This window comes from Bradyrhizobium sp. CCBAU 11434, assembly GCF_028128895.1.
Lineage (GTDB): Bacteria > Pseudomonadota > Alphaproteobacteria > Rhizobiales > Xanthobacteraceae > Bradyrhizobium > Bradyrhizobium zhengyangense.
This window is the reverse complement of sequence record NZ_LBJX01000102.1, coordinates 17945-43069: the sequence shown is the minus strand read 5'-3', so window position 1 is coordinate 43069 and position 25125 is coordinate 17945. Positions and strand designations below refer to the sequence as shown.

The window sequence follows — 25125 nt, the reverse complement described above, 5'->3', positions numbered from 1 at the left end:
TCATTCCTCTGCCTTGAAGGGGCGGGTCAAGAGCCCGGAGATCGCTGCGTCGATCGTGCTTCGGCCGGCCAGGATCGAAGCGACCGCTTCTGATACCGGCATCTCGATGCCTTGCGAAGCTGCGAGTTCGATCAGCACCGGCGCGGTGAACTCGCCCTCGGCCAGCTTGCCGGCAGGTGGCTGCTCGCCACGGCCGAGCGCGAGCCCGAGCGCGAAATTGCGCGATTGCGGGCTCGAGCAGGTCAAGATCAGATCGCCGAGACCGGACAGGCCGGTGAGCGTCTCGCTGCGCGCGCCGAGCGCGCGGCCGAGACGTGTCAGCTCGGCGAAGCCGCGGGTCGTGAGCGCAGCCTGCGCGGAAGCACCGAGCTTCCGCCCGACCGCAATTCCGACCGCGATCGCCAGCACGTTCTTGGCCGCGCCGCCGATCTCGACGCCGCGGATGTCGGTGGAGTGATAGGGACGGAATGTCGGGGAGCCCAGCGCCTGCACAAGTCCGCTCGCGAGCGCATCATCCCTGGCCGCGAGTGTCACGGCCGTCGGCAATCCGCGCGCGACGTCGTCGGCAAAGCTCGGACCCGACAGGATCGCAGGCTGCGCGCGGGGCGCGGCTTCTGCGATCACATCGGTCATGAATCTGTGAGTGCCGTGCTCGATGCCCTTGGCGCAGGCGATGATGGGCACGGGCGTCGTGAGGTGCGAGGCCAGCATGTTGACCACGCCGCGCAGATGCTGCGCCGGCGTCGCGATCAGCAGCATCTTCGCGCGCGACGCCGCCGCAAGATCGCTTGTCACCACGATGTCAGATGCCAGACGCACGCCCGGCAGCCGCGGATTGTCGCGGGTCGATTGGATGCGCGCGGCGTGCTCGGCGTTGCGCGCCCACAGCGTCACGTTCCGTCCGGCGCGCGCGGCCACCGTCGCCAGCGCCGTGCCCCAGGCCCCGGCACCGATCACCGCGACGGAGCGGAACGCAGTCATGGTCAGTACCCCGCCCGCGTCTTGCCGTAGCCATCAGGCGCCGTGGCGTTGGCATCGAGCAGCCATCGCGCGCGCGGCTGCGCCTCCAGCGTATCGGTGATACCGAGGGCGAGGCGTTCGGCGCCGGCCCATGCGATCATCGCGCCATTGTCGGTGCAGAGCGCGGGCGGCGGCATGATCAGCCGCGTTCCAGCTTGCCGCGCGACATCAAACAGCGCGCCGCGGATCGCCTGATTGGCGGCGACACCGCCGGCCGCGACCAGTGCGCGCGGCGCGCCGAACTGTTCGCGGAATAGTTTCAAGCCAACGTTCAAACGATCGGCCGTCGAGTCCAGCACCGCAGCCTGAAAGCTCGCGCAGAGATCGCTGATATCCTGCGGCGTGATCTCGGTGAGCCGGCTCGCCTCGGTGCGCACGGCCGTCTTCAATCCCGATAGCGAGAAATTGGCATCGGGACGATGCTGCATCGGTCGCGGGAAAGCGAAGCGCGTGGCATCGCCATTCGCGGCGGCGCGCTCGACCTCGGGGCCGCCGGGATAGGGCAGGCCCAGCATCTTCGCGACCTTGTCAAAGGCCTCGCCGATCGCGTCGTCGACCGTGGTGCCGAGCCGCACATATTGGCCGACGCCGGTGACCGCGACGATCTGGGTGTGGCCGCCGGAGGCGAGGAACAGGCAATAAGGAAATTCGACGCCGTCGGTCAGGCGTGGCGTCAGCGCGTGCGCCTCGAGATGATTGACCGCGATCAGCGGCGTGTCGTGCACCATCGCAATCGCCTTTGCGGTGGTGAGCCCGACGATGACGCCGCCGATCAGGCCCGGCCCTGCAGCGGCCGCGACACCGTCGAGCTGGGCGAAGCCGATGCCGGCATCGGTCATGGCGCGATCGATGATGCCGTCGAGCAGGTCGACATGGGCACGCGCCGCGATCTCCGGCACGACGCCGCCGAAGCGGGCATGTTCCTCGACTTGCGATCGCACGACATTGGACAGGATCCTGCCGCTGCCGTCAGGCGCGCGCTCGATCACGGCCGCCGCGGTCTCGTCGCAGGTGGTCTCGATACCCAGTACCAGCATTGGCGAATTGTTATCCAATTTGCGCCCTTGCGCTCATTCGCAAAGCAGAGTTCTGCTAACGCGGTAGCATTCCGGGGTTGGCTTATGCAATCGTCACGCGCTGCCATCCCGCGCGAATGCATCACCGCCAAATGGTTCGGGAACAGCAGCGATGTCCATTCTTGTCACACGGCCGCATCCCGACAACGTGGCGACGGCGGAGAATCTGCGCGCGCGGGGACATGTGGTGCTGCTCGCGCCGTCGCTCAAGTTCGAGCCGGTCGCTTTCCATGACGAGAGCGAGGCCGGCTACGGCGCCATCATCGTCACATCGGCCAATGCGATCCGTGCCGTCGCGCCGCAATTGCGCGACCTTGGACTCGTCGAGGTGCCGCTATTCGCGGTCGGCGAGCACACGGCTGCCGTGGCGCGCGAATTCGGCTTCACGGATGTGATCGTCGCCGGCGGCGATGCGGCATCCTTGCGCGACAAGGTAATGCAGGGTGTCCGTGACAAGATCCTGAAGAAGAAGAGCACGCTGCTCTATCTTGCGGGAGCGGATCTGTCGCGAGATCTCGGCGGCGAGCTCGGCGCAGAAGGGTTTAACGTGGTCACGCTGACGACCTATCGCATGGCTCCGGTCAAGATTCTGCCGCGCGAGGTCTGCGAAGGTTTCGCCGCACATGGCATCGAGGCGGTGCTGCATTACTCCAGGCGCAGCGCACGGGCCTTCCTGGACGCGGCCCGGGACGAGGGTGTCGAAATTTCGGCGCTGGCGGTCCCGCAATGCTGCCTGTCCGAGACGGTCGCAAGCGTGCTGCGCGATGCCGGTGCGTCGCGGGTCCTGGTCGCCGCGACCCCGGACGAAAATGCCCTATTCGACGCCTTGGAGCGTGCTTTGCGGACCCGTTTGGCGTAAGAGGACGGGCCGAATCCGACGCAATCGGGCTCGGCCCAAGGATTTGCGCAAGGTATGCAAGTGTGAGGAACCGTCACGATGGCCGACGACAAGCCTGAAGACGCAGGCAAGCCTGAAGACGGAGGAATGCCTCCCGAGTCCGGCCGTGCCAAGCGCACCCCACCGACCATCGACCTCGAGGCGACCGAAGTCTCCACGCAGCCCCAGGATGTGGCGGTCGAGCCGGAGGCGGCGCCATCGGTCGAGCAGACCAACGCCGGGCAGGCCAGTGCCGAGGACGCCAAGGTCGAAACCACCAAGGCGGAGCCGGAGCGCGATGAGGCTCAGCCCGCGGCTGCGTCGGCCGCCATTTCTCCCTGGGTCATCGCGCCATTTTCCGGCGCCGTTGCAGCCGCGGTCGTGATTGCGGTCGGCTGGGTGCTGGGCTGGCCCGCGGTGCAGGCGCCACCGGCCGCGCCGCAGGTGACGAGTGCGACAGTCGATGCGCTGAGCGGACGTGTCGCCGCGGTCGAAGCCAAGGCGGGCAAGCCCGCTGCCGATCCGGCTGTTGTCGCGCGGCTCGATGCGCTGGAAAAATCCGTCGGCACCTTGCGCGGCGACATCGCCAATTTGCGCGCGCAGTCCGACAAGACCGCGAGCGCATTGAACGATGCCAAATCCACGCCGCGCGATACGACAGCTTCGTCCGGCCTCGCCGCTCTCGACGCGCGCATTTCCCAGCTCGAGCGTGCCAGCACGACTGCCCGCGCCGAGCTCGCGCAGCAGGGCGAAAAGATCGCCGACGCGAAGGTGATGGACGACCAGCCTTTGCGCCATGTGGTTGCCGCCACGCTGCTCGACGTTGCCGTTCGACATAACGATCCCTATGAGGCGCAGCTCAAGGCTGCTCGGTCATTTGCGGCGAAGCCTGACGTGCTGAAGCCGCTCGATGCTTTTGCCGCGTCGGGCATTCCGACGCCGGTCGCGCTGACCCGCGAGCTCCTCAACATCGTGCCGAAGCTGTCGCCGCCGCCTGAGGCGCCAGCCGCTGGTGCCGGCATCGTCGAGCGCCTTCAGGCGGGCGCGTCGAAGCTCGTTCGCATCGAGCGCACCGACGGGGTCGGCAACGACCGCGGCGCTGTCGTTGCGCGGGTCACGGCGGCCGCGCTGCGCAATGATTTCGCCGAGGCGCGCCGCGAATTGAAGGCACTGCCCGAAGCCGATCGCGCGCCGGCGCAGGCCTGGCTCGACAAGGCCGACGCCCGCGACGCCGCGCTCGCGGCCTCCCGGAAATTCGCCGACGACGCTCTGGCTGGTCTCACCAAGCCTGCTCAATAAGACTCGCGCAACACTCCGCGCGTATAGGGATAGAAATGCTTCGCATCGTCCTCTTCCTCGTTCTGATTGCGCTTGCAGGCGCCGGCGCGGCCTGGGTCGCCGATCAGCCCGGCAATGTCGTGCTGACCTGGGGCGGCTGGCGAGCCTCGCCGAGCATTCCGGTGTTCGTGCTCTGCCTCGGCATCTTCGCGGTCCTGATCGTGTTCCTCTGGAGCATCCTGACCATGATCGGGCGTATGCCGGGACGGGTGCGCCGCCGAAGGCATGAGAAGCGTCAGGCGCGGGGGCGCCACGCCATCACCCATGGCCTGCTCGCGATCGGCCATGGCGACACCGCGCTGGCTCGCCGTCATGCCGAAGCGGCGCGCCGGCATGCGCCCAATGATCCGCTCGCGCTGCTGCTGCACGCGCAGTCGGCCCAGCTCGACGGCAATCGCGACGAGGCGCAGCGCGCTTTCCGCGCCATGGCCGAGCGCGAGGATACCCGGCTGCTCGGCCTACGCGGCCTGTTCATCGAGGCGCAGCGCGCCGACGATGCGGTCGGTGCTGTCATGATCGCGGAGGAAGCGATCAAGCTGTCGCCGTCCTCGACCTGGGCCTCGCATGCAGTGCTCGGCTTCCGCTGCGCGCGCGGCGACTGGAGCGGCGCGCTCGCGATCCTGGATTCCAATCTGTCGGCGGGCCTGATCGACAAGCAGGCCTATCGCCGCCAGCGCGGCGTGCTGCTCACGGCGCGCGCGCTGGAACTGGAGACCATGGACCGCGACGTCGCGCGCGAAAGCGTGATGGAAGCGGTCAAGCTGGCGCCGACGCTGGTGCCGGCCGCCGTGCTCGCCGCGAAATTCGAGAGCGAGGCGCATCAGGTGCGCCGTGCCATGAAGCTGGTTGAGGCCGCCTGGCTCGCCAATCCGCATCCGGATCTCGCCGATGCCTACGCGCATGTGAAGCTCGGTGATGCCGCGCGGCAGCGCCTGCAGCGGGTCGAGACGCTCGCGGCCAAGACGCCCGCCGACAAGGCCGGCCATGTCGAGGGCCAGCTTGCGATCGCGCGCGCCGCGATCGATGCCTCCGAATTCGCCCGTGCGCGCGAGGTGCTGTCGCCTTACGTCAACGATCCGACCCAGCGCGTGGCGCTGCTGATGGCCGAGCTCGAGCGCGCCGAGCACGGCGACAGCGGCCGTGCCCGCGCCTGGACCTTGCGTGCGGTGCGCGCCCGCCACGATCCGGTCTGGACCGCGGATGGCTATGTCAGCGACCGCTGGCGTCCGGTCTCGCCGGTCACCGGCCGCCTCGACGCTTTCCAATGGCAGACACCGGTGGCGAGCCTGCCTTCGGACAAGGGCACGACGATCGAATCCTCGGCCTTCGAGGAAGCCATGCTCGCTGCCCCGCCGCCAAAGCGGGTGACGGTAGCCAATGAGGCGCCTGGGGAATCGGTCGTGATCGCGCAGGCCTCAACCCCGGCCTCTGCTCCGGCCGCGCAGGACAACGCACCGCCGGTGGCCAAGGAAGAGCCGGCAGTGGCGCCTGCGGAGCCGGTCAAACCGGCCCCGGAAGCTGCCGAATCATCGCCAGTGGCGGAAACCCCGGTGTTCCGCACCCGCGCCGATCTCGGCAAGCCCGCGCAGGCGCCGATCCAGACCGTCATCCCGATCGTTCGTGCGCCCGATGATCCCGGCATCGATGACGAGGGTCCGAGCGATGAATTTACGGAACAAATCGGCACGCCAAAGGCCCAGGCCGGCGGCTGGCGGGGATTCTGGTCCCGCTGGGGGGCTTGAGCCGCATTTCGCCCGCCGCTTGTCCTTGCCAATTCGGGCCATGCCCGATATCAGGAGCGCGTGTATCGGGGCCGGCTTTGTCCTGGCTCCGGCAGGGTTCGCCGCAATAGCTCAGTCGGTAGAGCACGTCATTCGTAATGACGGGGTCGGGGGTTCGAATCCCTCTTGCGGCACCAGCCTTCGCAGGCTGCGCCTGCTTCGGCTCGGCAAGCCGCTTCGTAGTGAAGGCTGCCACGCCATAGCCCGAAGGGCGACGGCGGGCTCCCCCGTTTTGCTCGATTGGTACAGGCCAGCTTCAAGGCCGTGCTTAAGCTCCACGTGATTCTCCTCACATAATCTCGCGCGTCTCTCCCCTAGTGTCCCCTCACGCAAACACGGGGAGATTTCACATGCGCAAGATCATTCTGGTTGCGGCCATGGTTCTGGTCTCTGCATCGGCCCAGGCGGGCGGCGCACGCAGCCTCTCGCTGGCCTCGGCCAACGATCAGGCCCCGGCACCGCAAGGCACTGTCGCGCCGCCGGCCAACACCACGCAGGTGAGCGAAGTCGCTCCGGTGGCTACGGCTCCGACCTATGTCGATCGTCCGACGGCGGTTTCGACCACCGCGCCAGCTGCGACCACAACCACATCGACATCATCGCCTGCTGCGGCCCAGCCTGCGCCGAAGACGACGAAGGTGGACAAGCCCAGGCATCACAAGACCTGGACCGAAGGCCGGATCATCAGCGAACTGCATCGCCACGGCATCTACTGGTAAGCGACGGCGCTCCTCCCAAAACAAAATGGCCGGGCTGAGCCCGGCCATCGCATTCTCGACGAACCTCAAAACGCCTAGCGTTGCGAGACGGTCTGCACCACGCTCGACACCGGGCGCGCATTGGTCGCACTGCTGGACCCCGGCACCTTCAGCTCCTTGAGGATGGCTTCGTCATACTCAGGAAGCGATTCGAACGTCGTCTTCGCCTTGATCTGCACGACCTTGTAGCCACCGGCCTTGAGGCGCGCGAGCAGCGTCGGCAGTGCTTCGCCGGTGCGCTTCTGGAAATCGTGCATCAGGATGATGCCCTTGCCGAGCTTGTCGAGCTTGGTCATCACGTTGCTGATGATCTTGTCCGGCGTGCTCTCCTTGCGGAAGTCGAAGGAGTCGAGGTCGGTCGAGAAGATCCCGACATTGCGGGTGCCGAGATAGCTCACCAGCGCCGGATTTTGCGACAGCTGCGGGAAGCGGAAGAACGGCGACGGATTGGTGCCGAGCGCCCATTTCACGGCGCTGAAGCCCTTCTCGATCTCATCCTTGGCCTGCTGCTCCGTCATCTTCTTGCCGGCGAGATTGACGTGCGACCAGGTGTGCGTGCCGACCGTGTGGCCCTGGGCCAGAACCTGGCGCAGGATTTCCGGATGCCAGCTGGCGTGCTTGCCGACCGAGAAGAACAGGCCCTTGGTGCATTCATCGGCCAGAGCCTTCAGCACCGCCGGCGTGTTATGCGGCCAGGGGCTGTCGTCGAAGGTCAGCACGACCTCCTTGTCGGCGAGGAAATCAAACTGCTTGTACTGTTCGAAGCCGAAACCCGGGCCGCCGGTGGTGTCGATCTCGACCACGCGCGAGACGCCGAGTGCATTGGGATTGGTGCAAGTCGTGTCCTGAACTGGTGCCACCGCCGGTGCCGGCGCGGGAGCAGGCGCTGCGGCAGGAACGGCAGGCTTGCCCGCGATCGCCGCGGTGGTCTCGACATCATCCTTGGCGGCAAGCTTGACCGGCGCCGGCAGAGGATCGGCGGCACGGGCGGCTGTTGTTTTGGGGGCGCCCTGGTCGGCGCGCGCGGAATAAAAGTACCAACCTCCGGCGATCACGATCGCCGCAACCACACTGGCCAGCATCAGGCCCAACGCATTACGCATCGCTACTCTTTCCAATTACGCAACCAAACCAGCGGAATTTCCCGCGTCGCGAGCCATTAATGCGAAGGAACAGTTAACGTGACACCAACACGACAGCGGTTGCAGAGGAATTTCAGGCGGGTGCGCCAAAGTGACCGAGGTCACAGTGGGTGGGCCGCCCGTGACCGTCATCACAGTGGAAACTGTTTTGCTGGAGCATCGTAGTTCCCATCGACAACGGGCCCGCCGCGGCGGCGCCAATGGGAGCTGCAAATGACCAAGTCGTTCACTGCCAAGATCACTGCAAAGATCCGCGACACCAGCCTGGCTCTGGGCTTTGCCGCCATCGTCTCGATCGTCTCGACGACCTCGAGCTTCGCCTTCTCGGCCGAGGCGCAGCAGATGTGCACCGGCGACGCCTTCCGCCTGTGCTCGTCAGAGATCCCCAACATTCCGAAGATCACGGCGTGCATGATGAAGCATCGCACGGACCTGAGCGCCGGCTGCCGCGCGGTGATGGACAAGGACCTCGCCAAGGGCGCGTCACGCAAGGTTGCTGACGCTCAGGACGGTCAGTAAGCGCGCAGCGATCGCGACGTTTGCGTCGTTAGCTCCCTGCCGATGTGCCCCGGCGCCATGCCGGGGCCACGCGGTGGTGCCAGTCGACCTGCGCCATCCGTCTGCCAATAAAGCCGTTGCGGCCTTGGGATCGTCGCACTAGCTTCGCCCGCACATCTTGAGGGTATGAGGCATTCCGCGATGGCCAGATTTCTTTTCATCATTCCTTTGGTCCTGTGCGCTTCCGGCGCCTCGGCGCAGCAGCAGCCCGGTCACGATGCCTGCGCGCGCGACGTCACGCGCCATTGCCGCGCCGTGATGAGCAATGGCGATAGCGCCGTGCTCGCCTGCCTGAAAGAGCACCGCGCGCGCCTCAGCAAGGCCTGCGACAAGATGCTGACGGATCACGGTCAGTAGCGATCGGGGCTACGAAGCGTCTAGCGACTGATGCTGCTCCCCGCAGCGGTCGCGACAACGGGCAGCACTTCGCTTGCCGCGCGATCCGGCGTCTCTTCCTTCCAGCGTACCGAGCCGAATGGCCGCTCCAGCATGCGGCGGATCCGCACCGGATCAGGGCCGATGTGGAAATCGATCGCCTGCTGATGCAGCGCGCGTTCGGACTGGGTCGAGCGGTTGCGCTGGCGCAGATAATCGAACCAGGTCGGGCAGTGATAGCGCTCGGTCCACAATTCGGGATCGGCAATGTCGCGCGCGATCGACCAGCCATAGGCGCCGTTGCGCTGCCGGGAGAGCTGCACGTCCTGCATCACATTGTGGAAGGCGCGCGCGTTTTCCTGGGCGACGCGATATTCGATCTCGACCACCAGCGGGCCGCTGCGCCCGGTGAGCGACAGCTTGACTTCAGGATCGGCCAGCACGTCGGCATCCTCGTTGCGGGCGCCGACGCGCGGCATTGCAAGCCAGATCCCCAGGAGCGGCGAGACCAGCATCAGGCTGGCGGCCGTGAGCAGCGCGACCTCGACGCCGGCATAGTCGGTGAGATGGCCCCAGCCCCAGGCGCCGATCGCGATGCCACCGGAAATCGAGGCCTGAAACGCGGCGAGCGATCGACCGGCGACCCAGCGCGGCGCCGAGAGCTGCACACCGATGTTGAACAGCGCCACCGCCGCCATCCAGACCGCGCCGGCCAGCACCAGCGCGGCCGCGGTCAGCACCGGCTCGGTGCTCAAGGCAATCGCAGCCATCGCAAAGGCCATGGAGATCGTGCAGGCGCGGATCGCAGCCTCGCCGCTCATGCGCTTGCGCAGCTCGTGGATGTTGAGCGCGCCGACCACCGCGCCCATGCCGAATGCGCCCAGCATGATGCCGTAGGTTTGCGCGCCGCCATGCAACAGATCGCGCGCGACCAGTGGCATCAACGCCATGATCGCGCCGCCGATCAGTCCCATCACCAGTGTGCGCAACAGCACGATCTTGATCGGCGGCGAGTTGGTGATGTAGCGGAAGCCCGAAACCATCGCGCGGTTGAGCTTCTCCCGCGGCAGCCGCGATGGCTCGGTGGTGCGCCGCCAGAGCAGCAGCACCACCAGCAGCGGCAGATAGAGGATCGCGTTGCAGGCGAAAGCCGCGACCGAGCCGGCTGCGGCCACGATGACGCCGCCGACCGCGGGACCGAAGCTGCGCGCGATGTTGTAGCTGATGCCGTTCAGTGCCACCGCCGACGGCAGTGCGTCCGGCGGCACCTGCTCGCTGACCGAGGACTGCCAGGCCGGGCCGAACAGCGCATTGCCGCTGCCGACCACGAAGCAGAAGGCGAGCAGCGATTCCGGGGCGATGAGCTTGAGCCCGGCCAGGATCGTGAGGGCGGACGCGCCCGTCAGCGCGATCATGAGGGCCACCAGCGTCACGATGCGGCGGTCATACATGTCGGCGATGGCGCCGGCCGGCATCGAGATCAGCATGATCGGCAGCATCAAGGCGGTCTGGACCAATGCCACCTTGTCGGCGGAGGCCGCCATCTGCGTCATCGCCCAGGCCGCGCCCACGCCCTGGATCAGGAGGCCGAGATTGGAGAGCAGGCTGGCGAGCCAGATGCGCCGGAATACGGTGTACCGCAGGGGGGCGGTGATGCCGTCGGCGGAACGTCTCTGACGGTTCGTCTGCTCGGTCATATACCCTTCCAAGTCGTCTGGCAGAAATGGCTTGAATAATTCCGGCAGGCCCAGTGATGCCTGCGAAAGTCCTTCGCTGTCCAGTGGTTAGGCCGCTATAAGCAGTGCAAAGACATGGTTTTATCGGGGAGGATCGGATGAGGCTGTCACGACGGACAATTCTGCAAGGTGCGGCTAGCGTGCCTTTCGCGGTTGCGAGCTTGCGGATGGGGGCACTGGCGCAAACATCGTCCACGACCAGCAGTTCTGAAGTGCCGCCGATCCTGTTCGTCCATGGCAATGGCGATTACGACGCGCTCTGGATCACGACGTTGTGGCGGATGGAATCCAACGGCATCGCGCGCGACCGCATGATGGCGATCAATTTCAACAGCCCCAGCGCGCGTGCCGATGACACGGTCGAGCAGGCCAACCGGTCCTCGACCGAGGACCAGCGCCGGGAGCTTGCCGCTGCCATCGCTGAACTGAAACGCCGCACCGGTGCGGCGCGCGTGGCGCTGGTCGGCAATTCGCGCGGCGGCAATTCGATCCGCAACGTCATCAAGAATGGCGGCGCCGGCGATGTCAGTCACGCGGTGCTGTGCGGCACGCCCAATCACGGCGTGTTTGCGCTCGACGCGCTGCTCGGCAGCGAGTTCAACGGACGGGGGGCCTTCCTGCGCGGCTTGAACGAGGGCGAGAGCGAGGTGACGCCGGGTGTCGCCTTCCTGACCTTGCGCAGCGACGGCATGGACAAATATGCGCAGCCCGACGGCCGCTTCATGGGCAAGCCGGGCGTGCCGACCAATGTCACCGCCGAGGGGCCGGAGCTGAAGGGCGCGACCAATCTCGTGCTCGGCACGATCGATCATCGCGAGACGGCGTATCATCCGCGGGCGTTCCGCGAGATCTACAAATTCATCGCCGGTCGCGAGCCCGCGCGCATCGCGATCACACCGGAGCGGACGGTCCATATCGGTGGACTGGTCACGGGCGCCGCGGATGGTGCGCCGACCAATCGCCCGGTGGCCGGCGCAACTGTCGAGATCTATCATGTCGACCGCGAGAGCGGGGAGCGCAAAGGCGAATTGCTGTATCGCTTGATCACGGCGGCCGACGGCCGCTGGGGGCCGGCCGAGGTCGATCCCGCCTCTCCGCTCGAGATCGTCCTGACCTCGCCGGACGCCCCGACGACGCACTTCTACCGCTCGCCTTTCCCGCGTTCCTCCAATGTCGTGCATTTGCGCGCCGCGCGGCCCTTCCTTCCGGCAGAGAAGGATGCCGGCGCGGTCGTGATCATGTCGCGCCCGCGCGGCTATTTCGGGCTGCCGCGCGACACCGTCCTGCTTGATGGCCGCGAGCCTGCCGATGTCACGCCGGGCGTGCCCACGGATGCGACAGCAACCCTGCGCCTTTCGGCCAGCGAGGTTGGACGTAACATCGTGGCCCAGTTCAACGAAGAACGAATCGTGGCGCGCGCCTGGCCGGCCTCCGAGAACAGGATTGCGGTTGCCGAGCTGACTTACTAGCTATTTGCTTGCGTCAGGTCTGCGGGAGAGAGCCATGAACATCGCCAGCGTGCGCCGGCCCATCATCCCGCCGACCCCGCCGCGCGCGCCCGACAACATGTCGTTGTTCGGCCGTATCGCGGTGATCAAGCAGAACATGATCGCGACCTGGGGGCAGCGTGCCTATGAGGAAGAAGTCATCCAGGGCCGCTTCTTCCTGCACAAGAGTTTCATCCTGAACCAGCCGGACGCAATCCGGCACGTCCTGCTCAGCAACTACCAGAATTACACGCGGACGCCGGCGGGCATCCGCATGCTGCGTCCGGTGCTCGGCGAGGGTCTCCTGCTCGCCGAAGGCCACGCCTGGACATTTCAGCGGCGTACGCTGTCGCCGGCCTTCACGCCGCGTGCTACCGCCAATCTCGTGCCACACATGACGGCGGTGCTCGACGAGACCATCGCGAAGCTGGAGGCACGCACCAGTGAGCCGGTCGATCTGCGCGAAATCATGCAGCGCATGACGCTCGAGATTGCCGGCCGCACGATGTTCTCGTTCGGGATGGATCAGCACGGTCCGACCTTGCGCAACTTCGTCATGGAATATGGCGAGCGGCTCGGGCGGGCCCACTTCCTCGACATGGTTCTGCCGGTGTCATGGCCGACGCCGATGGATCGGGCCCGCGCCCGCTTCCGCAAGCGCTGGGTCGAATTCGTCGCGATGCTGATCGCCGAACGGCGTGCGGTGGGCAAGAAGGACGGCGCGCCGCCGCGCGATCTGTTCGATCTCATGGACGAGGCGCGCGATCCTGAAACGAGCAAGGGCTTTTCCGACGGGCAACTGGTCGACGAGGTCGCGACCATGATCCTGGCGGGCCATGAGACGACCGCGACTGCGCTGTTCTGGGCGCTCTATCTGCTGGCGCTCGACCCCGACACGCAGGAGGAGGTCGCGTCCGAGACGCGCGGCGAGCATCTCGACAGCATGGCCGATATCGACCGGCAGAAATTCACCCGCGCGGTGATCGACGAGACCATGCGGCTCTATCCGCCGGCCTTCCTCGTTGCGCGCGCCGCGCGCGACAAGGACATCGTGGCCGGGGCCGAGGTCAGCAAGGGCGACATCATCATGATCGCCCCCTGGCTGCTGCACCGGCACGAGAAGCTGTGGGATCAGCCCAACGCGTTCATCCCGAAGCGCTTCATGTCGAAAGAGCCGCCCGATCGCTTTGCCTATCTGCCATTCGGTGCCGGCCCGCGCGTCTGCATCGGTGCGCCGTTCGCGCAGGCCGAATCCGTGCTGGCGCTGGCGCGGTTGATCGGGGCGTTCCGCATCGAGCTGGCGGACGCAACGCCGGTCATTCCATTCGGCGTCGTCACGACCCAGCCGGACCACTCACCCATGTTCCGCATCACGCGCCGGTGACAGGCCCGCGTCTGGCCGCCGGCGTGATCCACCCCACATAGAGTTGCACCATGAGCAACATCCAGGCCCAGATTTCCGTTCTGAAGCAGACCGCAGATCCTGCCGTCGTCGAGGCCATCGCGCAGCTGATCGCGAGTGGTCCCGATCGCGACCTCAACCGCATCAACGCATTGGATTTTGCCGATCGTACCGGGCTCGATCAGGAAAAGGTCATTTCCGGATTCCTGCATGCCTCGCGGCTCGGCCTGTTCGACATCGGCTGGAACGTGCTGTGTCCGGGCTGCGGAGGTGTTCTGGGTGCACACACGACTCTGAAATCACTGAAGCACGAAGACTACAATTGTGCGCTTTGCGCGGCCGGATACGAGGCGTCGGTCGACGAGATGGTCGAGGTCGCTTTCACCGTCAGCCCGCAAGTCCGCCGCATCGGCGCTCACGATCCCGACACATTGCCGATCTGGGAATATACGCGACAGATGTTCTGGAGTTCCGGCGTCGACATCAACGAAGAGGCTTTTTCGCGCCTGATCAACGAAGTGACGTTGGAAGCGTTGGAATTGCCTGCCGGCGAAAAGGCGATCCTCTCGCTCAATCTGCCGAGCCAGTTCATCATCGTCTTCGAGCCGGTCACCCATTCCGCCCATTTCCTGGATGTCCAAGGCGAGCCGACCAGCGAACGCCAGCAGTTCTCGATCATGTTCAACAATCTGGAAGCGCCGACGGGGACCACAGTGATGCGCCCCGGGCCGTTGCGACTGACACTCGAAAATCAATCGAGCAATCGCGTGTTGCCCTCGGTCTGGATTGCCGCCGACGCGCTGCACGAGATAATCGGCAAGCGCAAGCCGATCCTGACCGCCAAGAGAATGTTGTCGAACCAGACGTTCCGCGACGTCTTCAAGGCCGACAATCTCAATGTCGATCAGCGATTGAAGATCACGTCGCTGACGTTCCTGTTCACCGACCTGAAGGGTTCGACGGCATTGTACGAGCGGGTCGGCGACCTCAGCGCGTTTGATCTCGTGCGCGCGCACTTTCGGGCGATACTGGAGATCATCGCCGCCGAGAAAGGCGCCGTCGTGAAGACGATCGGCGATGCCGTCATGGCGACCTTCGTCAGGCCCGAGCACGCGATCGCTGCGGGTCTGCGCATGCGCGCGGCCATGGATGATCTGAACAAGCAGCGCGGCGCCAACGATCTCATTCTCAAGATCGGCATCCATGAAGGCCCGTGCCTTGCCGTGATGCTCAACGAGCGGCAGGATTATTTCGGCCAGACCGTCAACATCGCCGCCCGCGTGCAGAGCCTGTCGACCGCGCAGGAGATCCACATCACCGGTCCGGTGCTGGATGCGCCGGCGGTTGCCGAGATCCTTCAGCGGCGCGAGATCAAGCCGATCCAGAAGCAGGCGGCTCTGCGCGGCATCGCCGACAAGATGGTGGTGTATGAGATACCGTGAGGCAACCGCGCGTTAACGCCGCCCACATTGCCGAAACGTAATGCAGCGCGCGGAACTGACGCACGTTGCGCCGGTTGAGTTTCCCGCTCATATAATGCTGGTAGCGGCCCCGCTTCCCCGCGACGTCATCGATTTCGGTAGGACCTTATGCTCGACGGCTTGCGTCAATTCATCGCCGACATTATTGCCCCTCATGCCGGGGATCGCGCCTTTGGCGACAGCGATTACCGGCTGGCGGCAACCGCACTGCTCGTTCACGTAGTTTCGCTGGACGGCCAGCCGACGCAGACCGAGCAGCGCAAGCTGCACAGCCTGATCGAAAGCCATTTCGGGCTTGACCGTGGCACGGCTGACCGGTTGATCGCGGATGCGACGGAGGTCGAGGGCGAAGCGGTCGATCTCTACCACTTCACCAGCGTGATCATGCGCTCGCTCAACGAAGACGCCCGCAGGCGCATCGTCCAGATGATGTGGGAGCTGGTCTATGCCGACGGCCAGGTCACCGAGTTCGAGGACAACGTCGTCTGGCGCGCCTCCGACCTGCTCGGGATATCCCAGCGCGACCGGATCGATCTCAAGCACGCCGTCGCGGAGCGTGCCGGCGGTCAAGTCAAGGACGGTGTGCTCGGCGGCTGAGGGGTCGCCGGCGCGGCGTGATTGCTGGTTGTATCGATCACATGACGAAACTTTAATGTAGCCGCCGGAGCGTCCCGGTTCCGGATGTCCCTGTAAATTCGGGGTTTTCTCGCCCTCCCTGTTAGCTGCTCAGGCAGCCATGCTACGAGCGCCGCTTGCTTGTCGCGCGTAGCCTATGCTCCAGTTCCGCTGTTTCGGGGCCAAAAAACTTCAATTCAAGAGACTGCGATCGTGACTGAGCGGGTAACGTTGATCACCGGTGCGTCGGCGGGCATCGGCACCGAGCTGGCGCGTGTGTTTGCCGCGAACGGACATCGTCTCGCGCTGACGGCGCGACGCGCGGACCGGCTCGAGGCGCTCGCGAACGAGCTCGCTACGACATGCGGCAAGAAGCCGATCGTGATCGCCTGCGATCTCCAGCAAGCCGATGCCGGCGAGCGGATCGCCGCCGCGCTTGCCGCGGAAGAGGTCGAGCTCGACAACCTCGTCAACAATGCCGGTTTCGGTGTATTCGGTGATGCGATCGAACGCGACCGCGACGAGCAGGTCGGCATTGTCGACGTCAACGTCCGCGCGCTGACCGATCTGTCGCTGCGCTTTGCCGACCAGCTCGTCAGGAACAAGGGCGGCCTGCTCAATGTCGGCTCGGTCGCGGGCTTCCTGCCCGGTCCCGGCATGGCCGTCTATTACGCGTCGAAGGCCTATGTGATTTCGCTCACCGAGGCATTGCGGGCAGAGCTCGCGCCGCGCGGCGTGCGCGTGACCGTGCTGTGCCCGGGTCCGGTGCAGACTGAATTCCAGGGGCGCGCCGGCGTCGGCTCCGGGCATGACACGGCGATGCTCAACGTCCCTGCCGCCGACGTTGCGCGGCAGGCTTATCGTGGGCTGATGGCGAACAAGCGGGCAGTGCTGCCGGGTCTCGGCATCAAGATTGTGCCGTTCGCGCTACGCTTCTTCCCGCGCGGCTTCATCCTGTCCGCTACCAGCCGATTCCAGCGGCAGCGGCACTGAAGCAAGCCCGAAGCACCCGTGGTGGCCCGGAGCTTGCTTAGTAGGGCTGCGTGTGTGCGCAAACTCACACGATGTTAACCTACGCTTAGCTATGCTGGCGGCTTGAACCGATAGCACTCGTAAAAGGCCATGTCGTTTCGGACGGACAGGTTTGGTGGCGCAGAAGTGGTGCCCTTCCCCGGAAGGACGCCAGGCGCGGCCGCCTCCGAGCCGCTCCGGCCGGTTCTGATCGTGCTGCACCAGGAATCCTCGACACCCGGCCGAATCGGCAATGCGCTGCGCGCGCTCGGCCATCGCCTCGATATCCGCCGTCCGCGATTCGGCGATCCCCTGCCCGACACACTCGACCAGCATGCCGGTGCAGTCGTGTTCGGCGGTCCGATGAGCGCAAATGATTCGGAAGATTACGTCAGGCGCGAAATCGACTGGATCGAAGTTCCGCTTCGCGAGCAGCGGCCGTTCCTCGGCATTTGCCTGGGCGCGCAGATGCTGGCGAAGCAGCTTGGCGCGCGGGTCGCACCGCATGCGCAGGCGCTGACCCAGATCGGCTATTACCCGATCCGCCCGACCGCGGCAGGTCGCGCGCTCTGTCCTGACTGGCCGGCGCAGGTCTATCATTGGCATCGCGAAGGCTTCGAGCTGCCTGACGGCACCGAGCTGCTTGCCGAGTGCGATGACTTTCCCAACCAGGCATTCCGTGCCGGCAACGCCTTCGGCGTGCAGTTTCATCCTGACGTGACCTACGCCATGATGCATTGCTGGACCACGCGTGGCTATGACGGTCTCAGCGCGCCGGGCGCCCGCGAGCGGCATCATCACTTCGCGGACCGTGCCGTTTACGATGCCGCGGAACGCGCCTGGCTCGATCATTTCGTCGACGGCTGGCTGGCGCGCCGGCCGCTTCTGGCGCAAGCCGCCGAGTAATCGCGCCTCCACGCAAGCCCTCGCCTCATCCCTGACTATGCTAGGCTCGCTGCCGTTGAGCGCGCGCCAACGCGTGCCGGCCAATACAGGGAGAGCGCGATGGCCTATGAGCACATTCTCTATGAGGTGAGCGATAGAATCGCGACCATCACGCTCAATCGCCCCGACCGCATGAATGCGTGGACGCCGACCATGGAGCGCGACGTGCGTCACGCGATGGAGGCGTCGAGCACTGATGACAATGTCCGCGTCATCGTGCTGACAGGTGCAGGCCGGGCCTTCTGCGCCGGCGCCGACATGGATGCGCTGAAAGGGCTCGATCCCAACGATGTCAGGCGCGCTTCGAATCTGCCGCCCTTCGACATGAACCGCCGGCCGGATTGGCAGACGCGCTACGGCTTCTATCCGTCGATCGGCAAGCCTGTCATCGCCATGCTCAACGGCGCGACAGCCGGCATCGGCCTCGTCCATGCGCTCTATTGCGACCTGCGCTTTGCCGCCGACAACACCGTGTTCACCACGGCCTTCGCGCGGCGCGGCCTGATTGCCGAGCACGGCATCAGCTGGATGCTGCCGCGCATCGTCGGTCACGCCAACGCGATGGACCTCTTGCTCTCGGCACGGCGCGTGGGAAGCGACGAGGCGCTGCGAATCGGGCTGGTCAACCGGCTCTGCTCGCCGGACAAGCTGCGCGAGGAAACCTACGCCTATGCCCGCGATCTCGCCGATCTCGTCTCGCCGAGCGCGATGGCCGTGATCAAGCGCCAGCTCTGCGAGGTGCCGTTCCAGACGCTGGCCGAGGCGACGATCGAGGCGAACAGGGAGATGATGGTGGCGCTCAACGGCAGCGATTTCCGCGAGGGGGTCGCGAGCTTCATGGAGAAGCGGCCGCCGAGGTTTACGGGGAAGTAGGGGAAATGGTCCGCCGTCGCCCTTCGGGCTATGGCGGGACAGCCTTCGCTCACTTCGCTACGAGAGAGCACGGCTGGCTTGCCTAGCCGAAGCTCGCGAAGCGGGCGAAGGCTGGTGGAGCCAGGCGGGATCGAACCGCCGACCTCGTCATTGCGAACGACGCGCTCTCCCAGCTGAGCTATGGCCCCTTTGCTGGCCGCTCTGGTCAAACGCGGCCGACAACCGGGCGCCATTTAAGTCCCCGCCAAGGTCAAGTCAAGGACGGGTGTAAGGGGGTTTTAGCGCCGACTTCCCTTGTTTGGGCCGGGGGGAACCGATATCTAGCCAAGAGAACCGCAACACCACCCCAAACACTGCCCAACGACACTGGCCCGGAGAGTGTTTCGCTGATGCGCCCGATAGTCTTCATTCTGATCCAGATCATCAATCTCTACATCTATCTGCTGATCGCATCGGCAATCCTGTCCTGGTTGATCGCGTTCAACGTCGTGAATACCCGCAACCAGTTCGTTGGCGCGATCGCGGAGTTTCTCTATCGGATTACCGAACCGGTCCTGGGGCCCATCAGGCGCCGGCTGCCCAGCATGGGCGGGCTCGACATCTCCCCGATCGTCGCCTTTTTCATACTCTGGTTGATCCAGCTTTATCTCGCCGAATACGTTTACCCGAACGTACCTTAAGGTCGGTGGAACCGTGATGGAGCTTTGACGGCGCCTTGACCGAACCATGGCGCATCTCCACCACGGGGGTCAGCATCGCGCTGCGGGTGACGCCGCGCGGCGGGCGTGACGGCATCGACGGGATCGAGCAGCTATCCGACGGCCGCAGCGTGCTGAAGGTGCGTGTGCGGGCCGTCGCCGATGGCGGCGAGGCCAATCGTGCGGTGCTGGCGCTGCTGGCGAAATCGCTCGGCGTGCCCAAGGCCAGCGTCAGTCTCCTGTCGGGAGCGACGTCGCGGTTGAAGCAGGTCGCCGTCGAAGGGGATCCGGCGAGGCTTGCCCAGGCGTTGCGCGAGCTCGCGCCAGTCAAATCGACAGACGAGGGGAACTGACATGACGGCCAAGATCATCGACGGAAAAGTCATCGCAGCCGACCTTCGCGCCCGCGTCGCCGACGAGGTCGCCCGCGTCAAGCGCGAGCACAATCTGGTGCCTGGCCTTGCCGTGGTCCTGGTCGGCAACGATCCCGCCAGCGAAGTCTATGTCCGCTCCAAGCATACGCAGACCCAGGCTGCGGGCATGGCCTCGTTCGAGCACAAGCTGCCCGCGGACGTCTCGCAAGCCGAACTGATGGCGGTCGTTGCCAAGCTCAACCGCGATCCCGCCGTTCACGGCATTCTCGTGCAATTGCCGCTGCCCAAGGGGCTGAACACCGAGGCCGTAATCAACGCCATCGATCCCGCCAAGGATGTCGATGGCCTGCATCCGAACAATGCCGGCCGGCTCGCCGGCGGCTTCGAGGCGCTGTCACCCTGCACGCCGCTCGGCTGCATCATCCTGACCAAGAGCGTGCACCCGTCCCTCGAAGGCATGAACGCCGTCGTGATCGGCCGCTCCAATCTGGTCGGCCGCCCGCTGGTGCAATTGCTGTTGAACGAGAACGCGACGGTGACGATCGCGCATTCGCGCTCGCGCGATTTGCCTGGAATCGTGAAGCGGGCCGACCTCGTCTATGCCGCGGTCGGCAGGCCCGAGATGGTGCGCGGCGATTGGCTGAAGCCGGGTGCGACCGTGATCGACATCGGCATCAACCGTATTCCGAAGGAAGACGGCAAGACCCGTCTCGTCGGCGACGTCGCCTATCAGGAAGCGCTTGGTGTTGCCGGTGCGGTCACGCCGGTGCCCGGCGGCGTCGGCCAGATGACGGTCGCCTGCCTGCTGGTGAATACGCTGCGCGCGGCTTGCGGGATCGCAGGTTTGCCGAAGCCGGCGGTGTAGTTGTCATTCCGGGGCGATGCGCAGCATCGAACCCGGAATCTCGCGCCATAACTTCTGGATTCCGGGTTCGCGCCAAGGCGCGCCCCGGAATGACGATCACGCCTTCTTTTTCTTCTCGCGCTCGATGCCTTCGAGGATCAACTTCTGCGCGTCCTCCGGGCCGCCCCAGCGCAGGATCTTCACCCACTTGCCCTTCTCGAGATCCTTGTAGTGCTCGAAGAAGTGCTGGATCTGCTGCAGCGTGATGTCCGGCAGGTCGGCATAGGACTTCACCTTGTCGTAGCGCTGCGTCAGCTTCGACGACGGCACCGCCAGAATCTTCTCGTCGCCGCCGGCCTCGTCTTCCATGAACAGCACGCCGACCGGGCGCACGCTCATGACGGCGCCGGGAATGATGGCGCGGGTGTTGACGATCAGCACGTCGCAGGGATCGCCGTCGTCGGACAAAGTGTGCGGGATGAAGCCGTAGTTACCGGGGTAACGCATTGGCGTGTACAGGAAGCGATCGACCACCAGCGTGCCCGCCTCCTTGTCCATCTCGTACTTGATCGGTTCGCCGCCCACGGGGACTTCGATGACGACGTTGACGTCATGGGGTACGTTTTTTCCGATCGAGATAGCATCGATACGCATTAGGCAGGCTCCGTTGTCGCCGAGGTTAAATCGCGCCCGGCAGCGATTTTGGCGCTGTCATACGCGGGCTTGGCCCCCCGATCCATCGTGTTTTTACGAAATAATGAATCCCGCGATCACCGGCTCAAACGCTGGCGGTATCGACGGGTGGAAAGGCTGCCGGCTAAGATTTCAGCAGCTCAATTGGTCCAGGCGAAGGCAACCTTGTCGAGCGACTTCGGCCCGAACCGCTCCGAGGAGCGCGCCACCATGCGGCCGCCCAAGGCCCGATAGAACTCGGTCGCCGGATCGTTGTCCGAGAGCGCCCACACCACCATGCTCTTCAGATTGCTCTGCATGAGGTCGCGGCGGGCAGCGGCGAACAGGCGGCGGCCGAAGCCGAGGCCCTGAAATTCGGGGCGCAGGTAAAGCTCGTAGATCTCGCCGTCGAAATGCAGGCTGCGGGCGCGGTTGCGGCCATAGTTCGCATAACCTGCGATCTTGTCGCCGAACACGAGCACGCTGACGCGACTGCCCTTGCGGATCGCACTGTCCCACCACTGCGGACCGCGGCGGTTGATCAGCTTCTCCAGCTCGGCGCCGGGAATGATGCCCTGATAGGCGGAACGCCAGGCTTCGTCATGGGTGGACGCCACTGCAGTTGCATCTGCAGCTTTGGCCGGCCGAACCTCGATCAGGGTTGTGCTCATGAATGCGATCAAACCAAGTCGCCGCGCCGGCGGCAAGACCTATCGTTAATTATCAGTTAACCTGTGGACTTTCTGCATCAGTATTTTAACCATGTTGTGCCGAAAAAAGACAAGACGCCACTTCGAACGGCACCGGCGTGCCATGCGTCGGTGCAAAATTGCTTCGCGGCAACGAATGAACGGGAATGGCAGCGCAAAAAGTCCGCCCCGAATGATTCGTTCCTACTAGTGTTGCCATCGCCGTCCCTGCTCGCTCCCGGCAACTCATGCGACTGTTCAACATCCTTGCACGCTTACCTCTGCTGGTTCTGCTGACCGCGTCGCCTGTGTGCGCGCAGGTCACGTTCGGGGCATCGGGACCGGAAGGCGAGCCGTTTCGCCGACAAGAGTGGCGCGTGCCGTCGCCGGATACCGATATTGCTGCGCGCGCGCTCTTGTTTCGCCCCTCGGGCGCCGGTCCGTTCCGGCTTGCGGTGATCGCACATGCCTCGACGCAGAACGTGCTACGTCGTGCGCAAATGCCGCAGCCGGAATATCGCGCACTCGCAGCCTTTCTCGTCGCGCGCGGCTTTGCCGTGCTGGTGCCGGAGCGGCTCGGCCATGGCGCGACCGGCGGTCACTATGTTGAAGACCAGGGCGGCTGTGACGAAGCGGATTACGCGCGCGCCGGTCGTGCCACTGCGGAGGAAATCTCGGTCGCGCTGGACTATCTGCAGAAGCAGGATTTTATTCGCAGGGATGCCGCGGTCGTGATCGGGCATTCCGCGGGCGGCTGGGGTGCGCTGGCGCTTGCGAATGCCGATCCGAAAGCGATTGCCGCGATTGTCGCTTTTGCACCGGGGCGCGGCGGTCACGCCAATGACGAACCGAACAAGATCTGCGCACCGCACACGTTGCTTAGCTCCGCGGCCGAATTCGGCAAAGCGGCGCGCATTCCCGTGACATCGCTGGTCGCAGCCAATGACAGCTATTTTACGCTGGCATTTTCGAAGGCTTTGGCCGATGCGTTTCGCAGCGGCGGCGGCAAGGATGATTTTCGCGCGTTGCCCGCCGTGGGCAGCGAGGGTCACTGGATGATCGAGACCGAAGCCGGCGTCCAGGCCGCAAGCAGCGAGCTTGCGCGTGCGCTGAACCTGCCAAAGCCCGTGGCGACCAAGAAGCCATGATGCTGTATTTCCTGGTCAAGTATCTGCACGTGCTCGGCGCCATCACTATCCTCGGCACCGGAACCGGCATCGCCTTCTTCATGCTGATGGCGCATCGCACTGACAATGCGGAGTTCATCGCACGCACGGCATCCGTGGTGGTGATTGCGGACGCGATCTTCACGCTGTCGGCCGTGGTCCTGCAACCGGTCACGGGCGGCCTGCTGATGATGCTCTCGTCCACGTCGATCATGGAGCGCTGGATCCTCGCCTCGCTCGTGCTCTATGCGATCGCAGGCCTGTTCTGGATTCCCGTTGTCTTCATCCAGATCGAGATGCGCGACCTCGCGCGCAAGGCCGCTGAGCGACACGCCGCACTGCCGGAACGTTACTTCGTTCTGTTTCGCCGCTGGTTCGCGTTTGGCTTTCCCGGCTTCGGTGCGACGATGGCGATCCTCTGGCTGATGATCGCAAAGCCGTTCTGAGGAATCCGATGAACCAGCGAACCATTTTGGTGCTCGGCGCCTCCGGCCTGATCGGCCGCTTCGTGACAGACGATCTGCGCACACGAGGCTTTCGCGTGGTCGGCATCGCGCGAAGCCTGTCGCCGGCGCAGAGGATGAGCGCGCTCGATCTTGAGCTGCCGATCATGTCGCTCGATGTGGCCGCGCTGACGCGCCTGCTGAGCGCGCACGAAGTAGACGTTGTCGTGAATTGCCTCGGCGTGCTCCAGGATGGCCCGGGCAGCGACACCAATGCCGTGCATCGCGATTTTGTCGCGCGCTTGCTCCAAGCGATTGCCGATAGCGGTCGTGCGATCCGTCTCGTCCACATCTCGATTCCCGGCACCGCTGAAACCGATCGCACCGCCTTCGCCACGACCAAGCGCGAGGCCGAGCGGCTGATCGCAGCCTCCGGCATTCCCCACGCCATCCTGCGGCCCGGCTTCGTGGTCGCGCCGTCGGCCTATGGCGGCAGCGCCATGCTGCGTGCGCTCGCTGCTTTTCCCATCAATCTCCCTGTCAAGGTGATGGCAACGCCGTTCCAGCCGGTTGCGGTCGATGATATCGCCGCTACCATCGCCTGCCTCGCCGCGCGCGAGATCGACGATGCATTCGTGAGAGCGGTGAGCTGGGACCTCATGCAATCCGAGCCGGTCACGATCGCCGGCGTCATCAAGCAGTTCCGGCTCGTATTCGGCACGGCCGGCTGGCCTGATATCGCGATGCCGTCCTTCATGCTCGATCTCGGCGCAAGACTTGGCGATCTCGCCAACATGCTGGGCTGGATGCCGCCGATGCGCTCCACGGCCATCGCCGAGCTTCGCCGCGGCGTGCGGGGCGATCCCTCCGCATGGATCGCCGCGACCGGTATCGCGCCGAAGACCCTGACGGATACGATCGGACGTCATCCCGCCACCATCCAGGACGTCTGGTTCGCGCGGCTGTTCCTGATCAAGGCGTTGATCTTCGCGAGTCTGGTCGCGTTCTGGCTCGTCTCCGGCTTCATCGCCTTGTTCGTGTCCTACCGCGCCGCCGCCGGCATTTTGACGGCGCACAATTTTCCGCCGGCGCTGGTCGATCCGGTCACCATCGGCACCAGCCTGATGGATATGAGCATCGGTGTGCTAATCGCCTTCCGCCGCACCGCTGCGTTTGGCCTGGTGGCAGGCATCATCGCCTCGCTCGGCTACATGTTCGGCGCGGCGATCCTGACGCCTGATCTCTGGATCGAGCCGCTCGGCGCGCTGGTCAAGACAGGGCCGGCGATCGTGCTGATGCTGGTTGCGCTTCTGATACTGGATAACCGCTAATGCCCAAATGGCCTGACGATGATGTGATCCTGTTCGACGGCGTCTGCATCTTCTGTTCGCGCTGGGTGAGGTTCGTCGCAGAGCGCGACACCGCGAAGCGGTTTCGCTTCACGCCAATCCAGTCGGATTATGGCGCGAAGCTCGCGCGGACCTTCGGCATTGATCCCGAGGATCCCGACACCAATGCCGTCGTCCACGGCGGCGAGGCATTTCTCAAGTCAGATGCCGCACTGACGGTGTTGTCGCATCTCCCCGGCTGGGGCTGGGTGCGCGTTCTGTTCGTCGTGCCGAAGCCGTTGCGGAACGCGGTCTACAGCCTCATCGCGCGCAACCGCTACCGCATTTTCGGCAAGTACGACACTTGCTTCGTGCCGGATGCCGATTTGCGGGCGCGGGTGATTGAGTGACTCGTCATTGCGAGCGCAGCGAAGCA

At 65.1% G+C, this 25125-nt stretch carries 26 protein-coding genes and 2 tRNA genes; 21 read left to right on the top strand and 7 right to left on the bottom strand.

Going from position 1 to position 25125, the window contains the following annotated elements; translation table 11 throughout:
- Together XI06_RS37445 and tsaD are read right to left on the bottom strand one after the other, a co-directional pair.
- Entirely contained in the window at nucleotides 1-981 is a 981-nt protein-coding gene (locus tag XI06_RS37445; RefSeq protein ID WP_237861058.1) for an NAD(P)H-dependent glycerol-3-phosphate dehydrogenase, read from the bottom strand.
- A gap of 2 nt (nucleotides 982-983) precedes the next feature.
- Nucleotides 984-2057, bottom strand: a complete 1074-nt coding sequence (gene tsaD, locus XI06_RS37440; RefSeq protein WP_271607624.1) for a tRNA (adenosine(37)-N6)-threonylcarbamoyltransferase complex transferase subunit TsaD — start codon at nucleotides 2055-2057, stop codon at nucleotides 984-986.
- 151 nt (nucleotides 2058-2208) lie between these two features.
- Here tsaD and XI06_RS37435 point away from each other — a divergent pair, with 151 nt between their 5' ends.
- The 5 genes from XI06_RS37435 to XI06_RS37415 all read left to right on the top strand — a co-directional run bounded on the left by XI06_RS37435 (nucleotide 2209) and on the right by XI06_RS37415 (nucleotide 6811).
- Nucleotides 2209-2955: a uroporphyrinogen-III synthase gene (locus XI06_RS37435; protein WP_271607623.1), complete on the top strand. Its 747-nt coding sequence runs from the start codon at nucleotides 2209-2211 to the stop codon at nucleotides 2953-2955.
- 78 nt (nucleotides 2956-3033) lie between these two features.
- A complete protein-coding gene (locus XI06_RS37430; RefSeq protein WP_237861064.1) occupies nucleotides 3034-4272 on the top strand; it encodes a COG4223 family protein in 1239 nt (412 codons plus the stop codon).
- Nucleotides 4273-4307: 35 nt separating this feature from the next.
- Nucleotides 4308-6053 carry a heme biosynthesis protein HemY gene (locus XI06_RS37425; protein WP_271607622.1) on the top strand — a complete coding sequence of 582 codons (1746 nt, stop codon included), beginning with the start codon at nucleotides 4308-4310 and terminating at the stop codon, nucleotides 6051-6053.
- Nucleotides 6054-6153: 100 nt separating this feature from the next.
- Nucleotides 6154-6229: transfer RNA gene (locus XI06_RS37420), tRNA-Thr, on the top strand.
- Between the two features lie 213 nt (nucleotides 6230-6442).
- Entirely contained in the window at nucleotides 6443-6811 is a 369-nt protein-coding gene (locus XI06_RS37415; protein WP_237861112.1) for a hypothetical protein, read from the top strand.
- Between the two features lie 74 nt (nucleotides 6812-6885).
- Here the strand turns inward: XI06_RS37415 and XI06_RS37410 are convergent, their stop codons facing one another.
- On the bottom strand, nucleotides 6886-7953 hold the full coding sequence (locus XI06_RS37410) for a polysaccharide deacetylase family protein (protein WP_237861113.1): 1068 nt from the start codon (nucleotides 7951-7953) through the stop codon (nucleotides 6886-6888).
- A 252-nt stretch (nucleotides 7954-8205) separates the two neighbouring features.
- Here XI06_RS37410 and XI06_RS37405 point away from each other — a divergent pair, with 252 nt between their 5' ends.
- Both XI06_RS37405 and XI06_RS37400 read left to right on the top strand, forming a co-directional pair.
- Entirely contained in the window at nucleotides 8206-8511 is a 306-nt protein-coding gene (locus tag XI06_RS37405) for a hypothetical protein (protein ID WP_237861115.1), read from the top strand.
- 180 nt (nucleotides 8512-8691) lie between these two features.
- Nucleotides 8692-8907, top strand: a complete 216-nt coding sequence (locus XI06_RS37400; RefSeq protein ID WP_237861117.1) for a hypothetical protein — start codon at nucleotides 8692-8694, stop codon at nucleotides 8905-8907.
- Nucleotides 8908-8927: 20 nt separating this feature from the next.
- On the opposite strand, the gene XI06_RS37395 is transcribed toward XI06_RS37400, so the two are convergent.
- A complete protein-coding gene (locus XI06_RS37395) occupies nucleotides 8928-10622 on the bottom strand; it encodes an MFS transporter (RefSeq protein WP_271607621.1) in 1695 nt (564 codons plus the stop codon).
- Between the two features lie 137 nt (nucleotides 10623-10759).
- Between XI06_RS37395 and XI06_RS37390 the strand changes: the two genes are divergently transcribed.
- From XI06_RS37390 to XI06_RS37360, 7 genes are all read left to right on the top strand, one after another.
- Complete coding sequence (locus XI06_RS37390) at nucleotides 10760-12130, top strand: hydrolase (protein WP_237861119.1); 1371 nt, start codon at nucleotides 10760-10762, stop codon at nucleotides 12128-12130.
- A 34-nt stretch (nucleotides 12131-12164) separates the two neighbouring features.
- Nucleotides 12165-13532 carry a cytochrome P450 gene (locus XI06_RS37385; protein ID WP_271607620.1) on the top strand — a complete coding sequence of 456 codons (1368 nt, stop codon included), beginning with the start codon at nucleotides 12165-12167 and terminating at the stop codon, nucleotides 13530-13532.
- Between the two features lie 50 nt (nucleotides 13533-13582).
- Nucleotides 13583-14992, top strand: a complete 1410-nt coding sequence (locus tag XI06_RS37380; protein WP_237861123.1) for an adenylate/guanylate cyclase domain-containing protein — start codon at nucleotides 13583-13585, stop codon at nucleotides 14990-14992.
- A gap of 147 nt (nucleotides 14993-15139) precedes the next feature.
- Nucleotides 15140-15628: a tellurite resistance TerB family protein gene (locus tag XI06_RS37375; RefSeq protein WP_237861125.1), complete on the top strand. Its 489-nt coding sequence runs from the start codon at nucleotides 15140-15142 to the stop codon at nucleotides 15626-15628.
- 231 nt (nucleotides 15629-15859) lie between these two features.
- Complete coding sequence (locus XI06_RS37370) at nucleotides 15860-16639, top strand: SDR family NAD(P)-dependent oxidoreductase (RefSeq protein WP_237861126.1); 780 nt, start codon at nucleotides 15860-15862, stop codon at nucleotides 16637-16639.
- A gap of 129 nt (nucleotides 16640-16768) precedes the next feature.
- Nucleotides 16769-17563: a glutamine amidotransferase gene (locus tag XI06_RS37365; protein ID WP_271607619.1), complete on the top strand. Its 795-nt coding sequence runs from the start codon at nucleotides 16769-16771 to the stop codon at nucleotides 17561-17563.
- A 99-nt stretch (nucleotides 17564-17662) separates the two neighbouring features.
- Nucleotides 17663-18475, top strand: coding sequence for an enoyl-CoA hydratase (locus XI06_RS37360; RefSeq protein ID WP_271607618.1), 813 nt, complete (start codon nucleotides 17663-17665; stop codon nucleotides 18473-18475).
- 112 nt (nucleotides 18476-18587) lie between these two features.
- Here the strand turns inward: XI06_RS37360 and XI06_RS37355 are convergent.
- Nucleotides 18588-18663: transfer RNA gene (locus XI06_RS37355), tRNA-Ala, on the bottom strand.
- Nucleotides 18664-18864: 201 nt separating this feature from the next.
- On the opposite strand from XI06_RS37355, the gene XI06_RS37350 reads away from it, so the two are divergent.
- Genes XI06_RS37350 through folD form a run of 3 tightly spaced genes read left to right on the top strand, consistent with a single transcriptional unit; the run spans nucleotide 18865 to nucleotide 20412 of the window.
- Nucleotides 18865-19155 carry a YggT family protein gene (locus XI06_RS37350; protein WP_057740594.1) on the top strand — a complete coding sequence of 97 codons (291 nt, stop codon included), beginning with the start codon at nucleotides 18865-18867 and terminating at the stop codon, nucleotides 19153-19155.
- A gap of 35 nt (nucleotides 19156-19190) precedes the next feature.
- Nucleotides 19191-19526 carry a DUF167 domain-containing protein gene (locus tag XI06_RS37345; RefSeq protein WP_237861129.1) on the top strand — a complete coding sequence of 112 codons (336 nt, stop codon included), beginning with the start codon at nucleotides 19191-19193 and terminating at the stop codon, nucleotides 19524-19526.
- Nucleotide 19527: 1 nt separating this feature from the next.
- Nucleotides 19528-20412 carry a bifunctional methylenetetrahydrofolate dehydrogenase/methenyltetrahydrofolate cyclohydrolase FolD gene (gene folD, locus XI06_RS37340; protein WP_271607617.1) on the top strand — a complete coding sequence of 295 codons (885 nt, stop codon included), beginning with the start codon at nucleotides 19528-19530 and terminating at the stop codon, nucleotides 20410-20412.
- Nucleotides 20413-20508: 96 nt separating this feature from the next.
- On the opposite strand, the gene ppa is transcribed toward folD, so the two are convergent.
- Together ppa and XI06_RS37330 are read right to left on the bottom strand one after the other, a co-directional pair.
- The gene (gene ppa, locus XI06_RS37335) at nucleotides 20509-21045 is read right to left on the bottom strand and encodes an inorganic diphosphatase (protein WP_237861131.1); all 537 of its coding nucleotides are present in this window, start codon (nucleotides 21043-21045) and stop codon (nucleotides 20509-20511) included.
- A gap of 179 nt (nucleotides 21046-21224) precedes the next feature.
- Nucleotides 21225-21734, bottom strand: a complete 510-nt coding sequence (locus tag XI06_RS37330; protein WP_027555342.1) for a GNAT family N-acetyltransferase — start codon at nucleotides 21732-21734, stop codon at nucleotides 21225-21227.
- A gap of 266 nt (nucleotides 21735-22000) precedes the next feature.
- Here XI06_RS37330 and XI06_RS37325 point away from each other — a divergent pair, with 266 nt between their 5' ends.
- The 4 genes from XI06_RS37325 to XI06_RS37310 are packed head-to-tail and all read left to right on the top strand — an operon-like array spanning nucleotide 22001 to nucleotide 25099.
- Complete coding sequence (locus XI06_RS37325) at nucleotides 22001-22900, top strand: dienelactone hydrolase family protein (protein WP_271607616.1); 900 nt, start codon at nucleotides 22001-22003, stop codon at nucleotides 22898-22900.
- Nucleotides 22897-23364 carry a DUF2269 family protein gene (locus tag XI06_RS37320; RefSeq protein ID WP_271607615.1) on the top strand — a complete coding sequence of 156 codons (468 nt, stop codon included), beginning with the start codon at nucleotides 22897-22899 and terminating at the stop codon, nucleotides 23362-23364. The genes XI06_RS37325 and XI06_RS37320 overlap by 4 nt, the downstream gene beginning before the upstream one ends.
- 8 nt (nucleotides 23365-23372) lie before the next feature.
- The gene (locus tag XI06_RS37315; RefSeq protein WP_271607614.1) at nucleotides 23373-24692 is read left to right on the top strand and encodes an SDR family oxidoreductase; all 1320 of its coding nucleotides are present in this window, start codon (nucleotides 23373-23375) and stop codon (nucleotides 24690-24692) included.
- Entirely contained in the window at nucleotides 24692-25099 is a 408-nt protein-coding gene (locus XI06_RS37310; protein ID WP_271607613.1) for a thiol-disulfide oxidoreductase DCC family protein, read from the top strand. Before XI06_RS37315 ends, XI06_RS37310 begins: the two co-directional genes overlap by 1 nt.
- The last annotated feature ends 26 nt before the right edge of the window (nucleotides 25100-25125 follow it).

Bases quoted from the DNA above. Each gene is read 5' to 3' on its own strand.
- XI06_RS37320 (WP_271607615.1), top strand. From the start codon at position 22,897: ATGATGCTGTATTTCCTGGTCAAGTATCTGCACGTGCTCGGCGCCATC.
- XI06_RS37315 (WP_271607614.1), top strand. From the start codon at position 23,373: ATGAACCAGCGAACCATTTTGGTGCTCGGCGCCTCCGGCCTGATCGGC.
- XI06_RS37310 (WP_271607613.1), top strand. From the start codon at position 24,692: ATGCCCAAATGGCCTGACGATGATGTGATCCTGTTCGACGGCGTCTGC.
- XI06_RS37415 (WP_237861112.1), top strand. From the start codon at position 6,443: ATGCGCAAGATCATTCTGGTTGCGGCCATGGTTCTGGTCTCTGCATCG.
- XI06_RS37425 (WP_271607622.1), top strand. From the start codon at position 4,308: ATGCTTCGCATCGTCCTCTTCCTCGTTCTGATTGCGCTTGCAGGCGCC.
- XI06_RS37330 (WP_027555342.1), bottom strand. From the start codon at position 21,734: ATGAGCACAACCCTGATCGAGGTTCGGCCGGCCAAAGCTGCAGATGCA.
- XI06_RS37380 (WP_237861123.1), top strand. From the start codon at position 13,583: ATGAGCAACATCCAGGCCCAGATTTCCGTTCTGAAGCAGACCGCAGAT.
- XI06_RS37385 (WP_271607620.1), top strand. From the start codon at position 12,165: ATGAACATCGCCAGCGTGCGCCGGCCCATCATCCCGCCGACCCCGCCG.
- XI06_RS37390 (WP_237861119.1), top strand. From the start codon at position 10,760: ATGAGGCTGTCACGACGGACAATTCTGCAAGGTGCGGCTAGCGTGCCT.
- XI06_RS37430 (WP_237861064.1), top strand. From the start codon at position 3,034: ATGGCCGACGACAAGCCTGAAGACGCAGGCAAGCCTGAAGACGGAGGA.
- XI06_RS37395 (WP_271607621.1), bottom strand. From the start codon at position 10,622: ATGACCGAGCAGACGAACCGTCAGAGACGTTCCGCCGACGGCATCACC.
- XI06_RS37410 (WP_237861113.1), bottom strand. From the start codon at position 7,953: ATGCGTAATGCGTTGGGCCTGATGCTGGCCAGTGTGGTTGCGGCGATC.
- XI06_RS37405 (WP_237861115.1), top strand. From the start codon at position 8,206: ATGACCAAGTCGTTCACTGCCAAGATCACTGCAAAGATCCGCGACACC.
- XI06_RS37435 (WP_271607623.1), top strand. From the start codon at position 2,209: ATGTCCATTCTTGTCACACGGCCGCATCCCGACAACGTGGCGACGGCG.
- XI06_RS37375 (WP_237861125.1), top strand. From the start codon at position 15,140: ATGCTCGACGGCTTGCGTCAATTCATCGCCGACATTATTGCCCCTCAT.
- XI06_RS37365 (WP_271607619.1), top strand. From the start codon at position 16,769: ATGTCGTTTCGGACGGACAGGTTTGGTGGCGCAGAAGTGGTGCCCTTC.
- ppa (WP_237861131.1), bottom strand. From the start codon at position 21,045: ATGCGTATCGATGCTATCTCGATCGGAAAAAACGTACCCCATGACGTC.
- folD (WP_271607617.1), top strand. From the start codon at position 19,528: ATGACGGCCAAGATCATCGACGGAAAAGTCATCGCAGCCGACCTTCGC.
- XI06_RS37445 (WP_237861058.1), bottom strand. From the start codon at position 981: ATGACTGCGTTCCGCTCCGTCGCGGTGATCGGTGCCGGGGCCTGGGGC.
- XI06_RS37400 (WP_237861117.1), top strand. From the start codon at position 8,692: ATGGCCAGATTTCTTTTCATCATTCCTTTGGTCCTGTGCGCTTCCGGC.
- XI06_RS37360 (WP_271607618.1), top strand. From the start codon at position 17,663: ATGGCCTATGAGCACATTCTCTATGAGGTGAGCGATAGAATCGCGACC.
- XI06_RS37325 (WP_271607616.1), top strand. From the start codon at position 22,001: ATGCGACTGTTCAACATCCTTGCACGCTTACCTCTGCTGGTTCTGCTG.
- XI06_RS37350 (WP_057740594.1), top strand. From the start codon at position 18,865: ATGCGCCCGATAGTCTTCATTCTGATCCAGATCATCAATCTCTACATC.
- tsaD (WP_271607624.1), bottom strand. From the start codon at position 2,057: ATGCTGGTACTGGGTATCGAGACCACCTGCGACGAGACCGCGGCGGCC.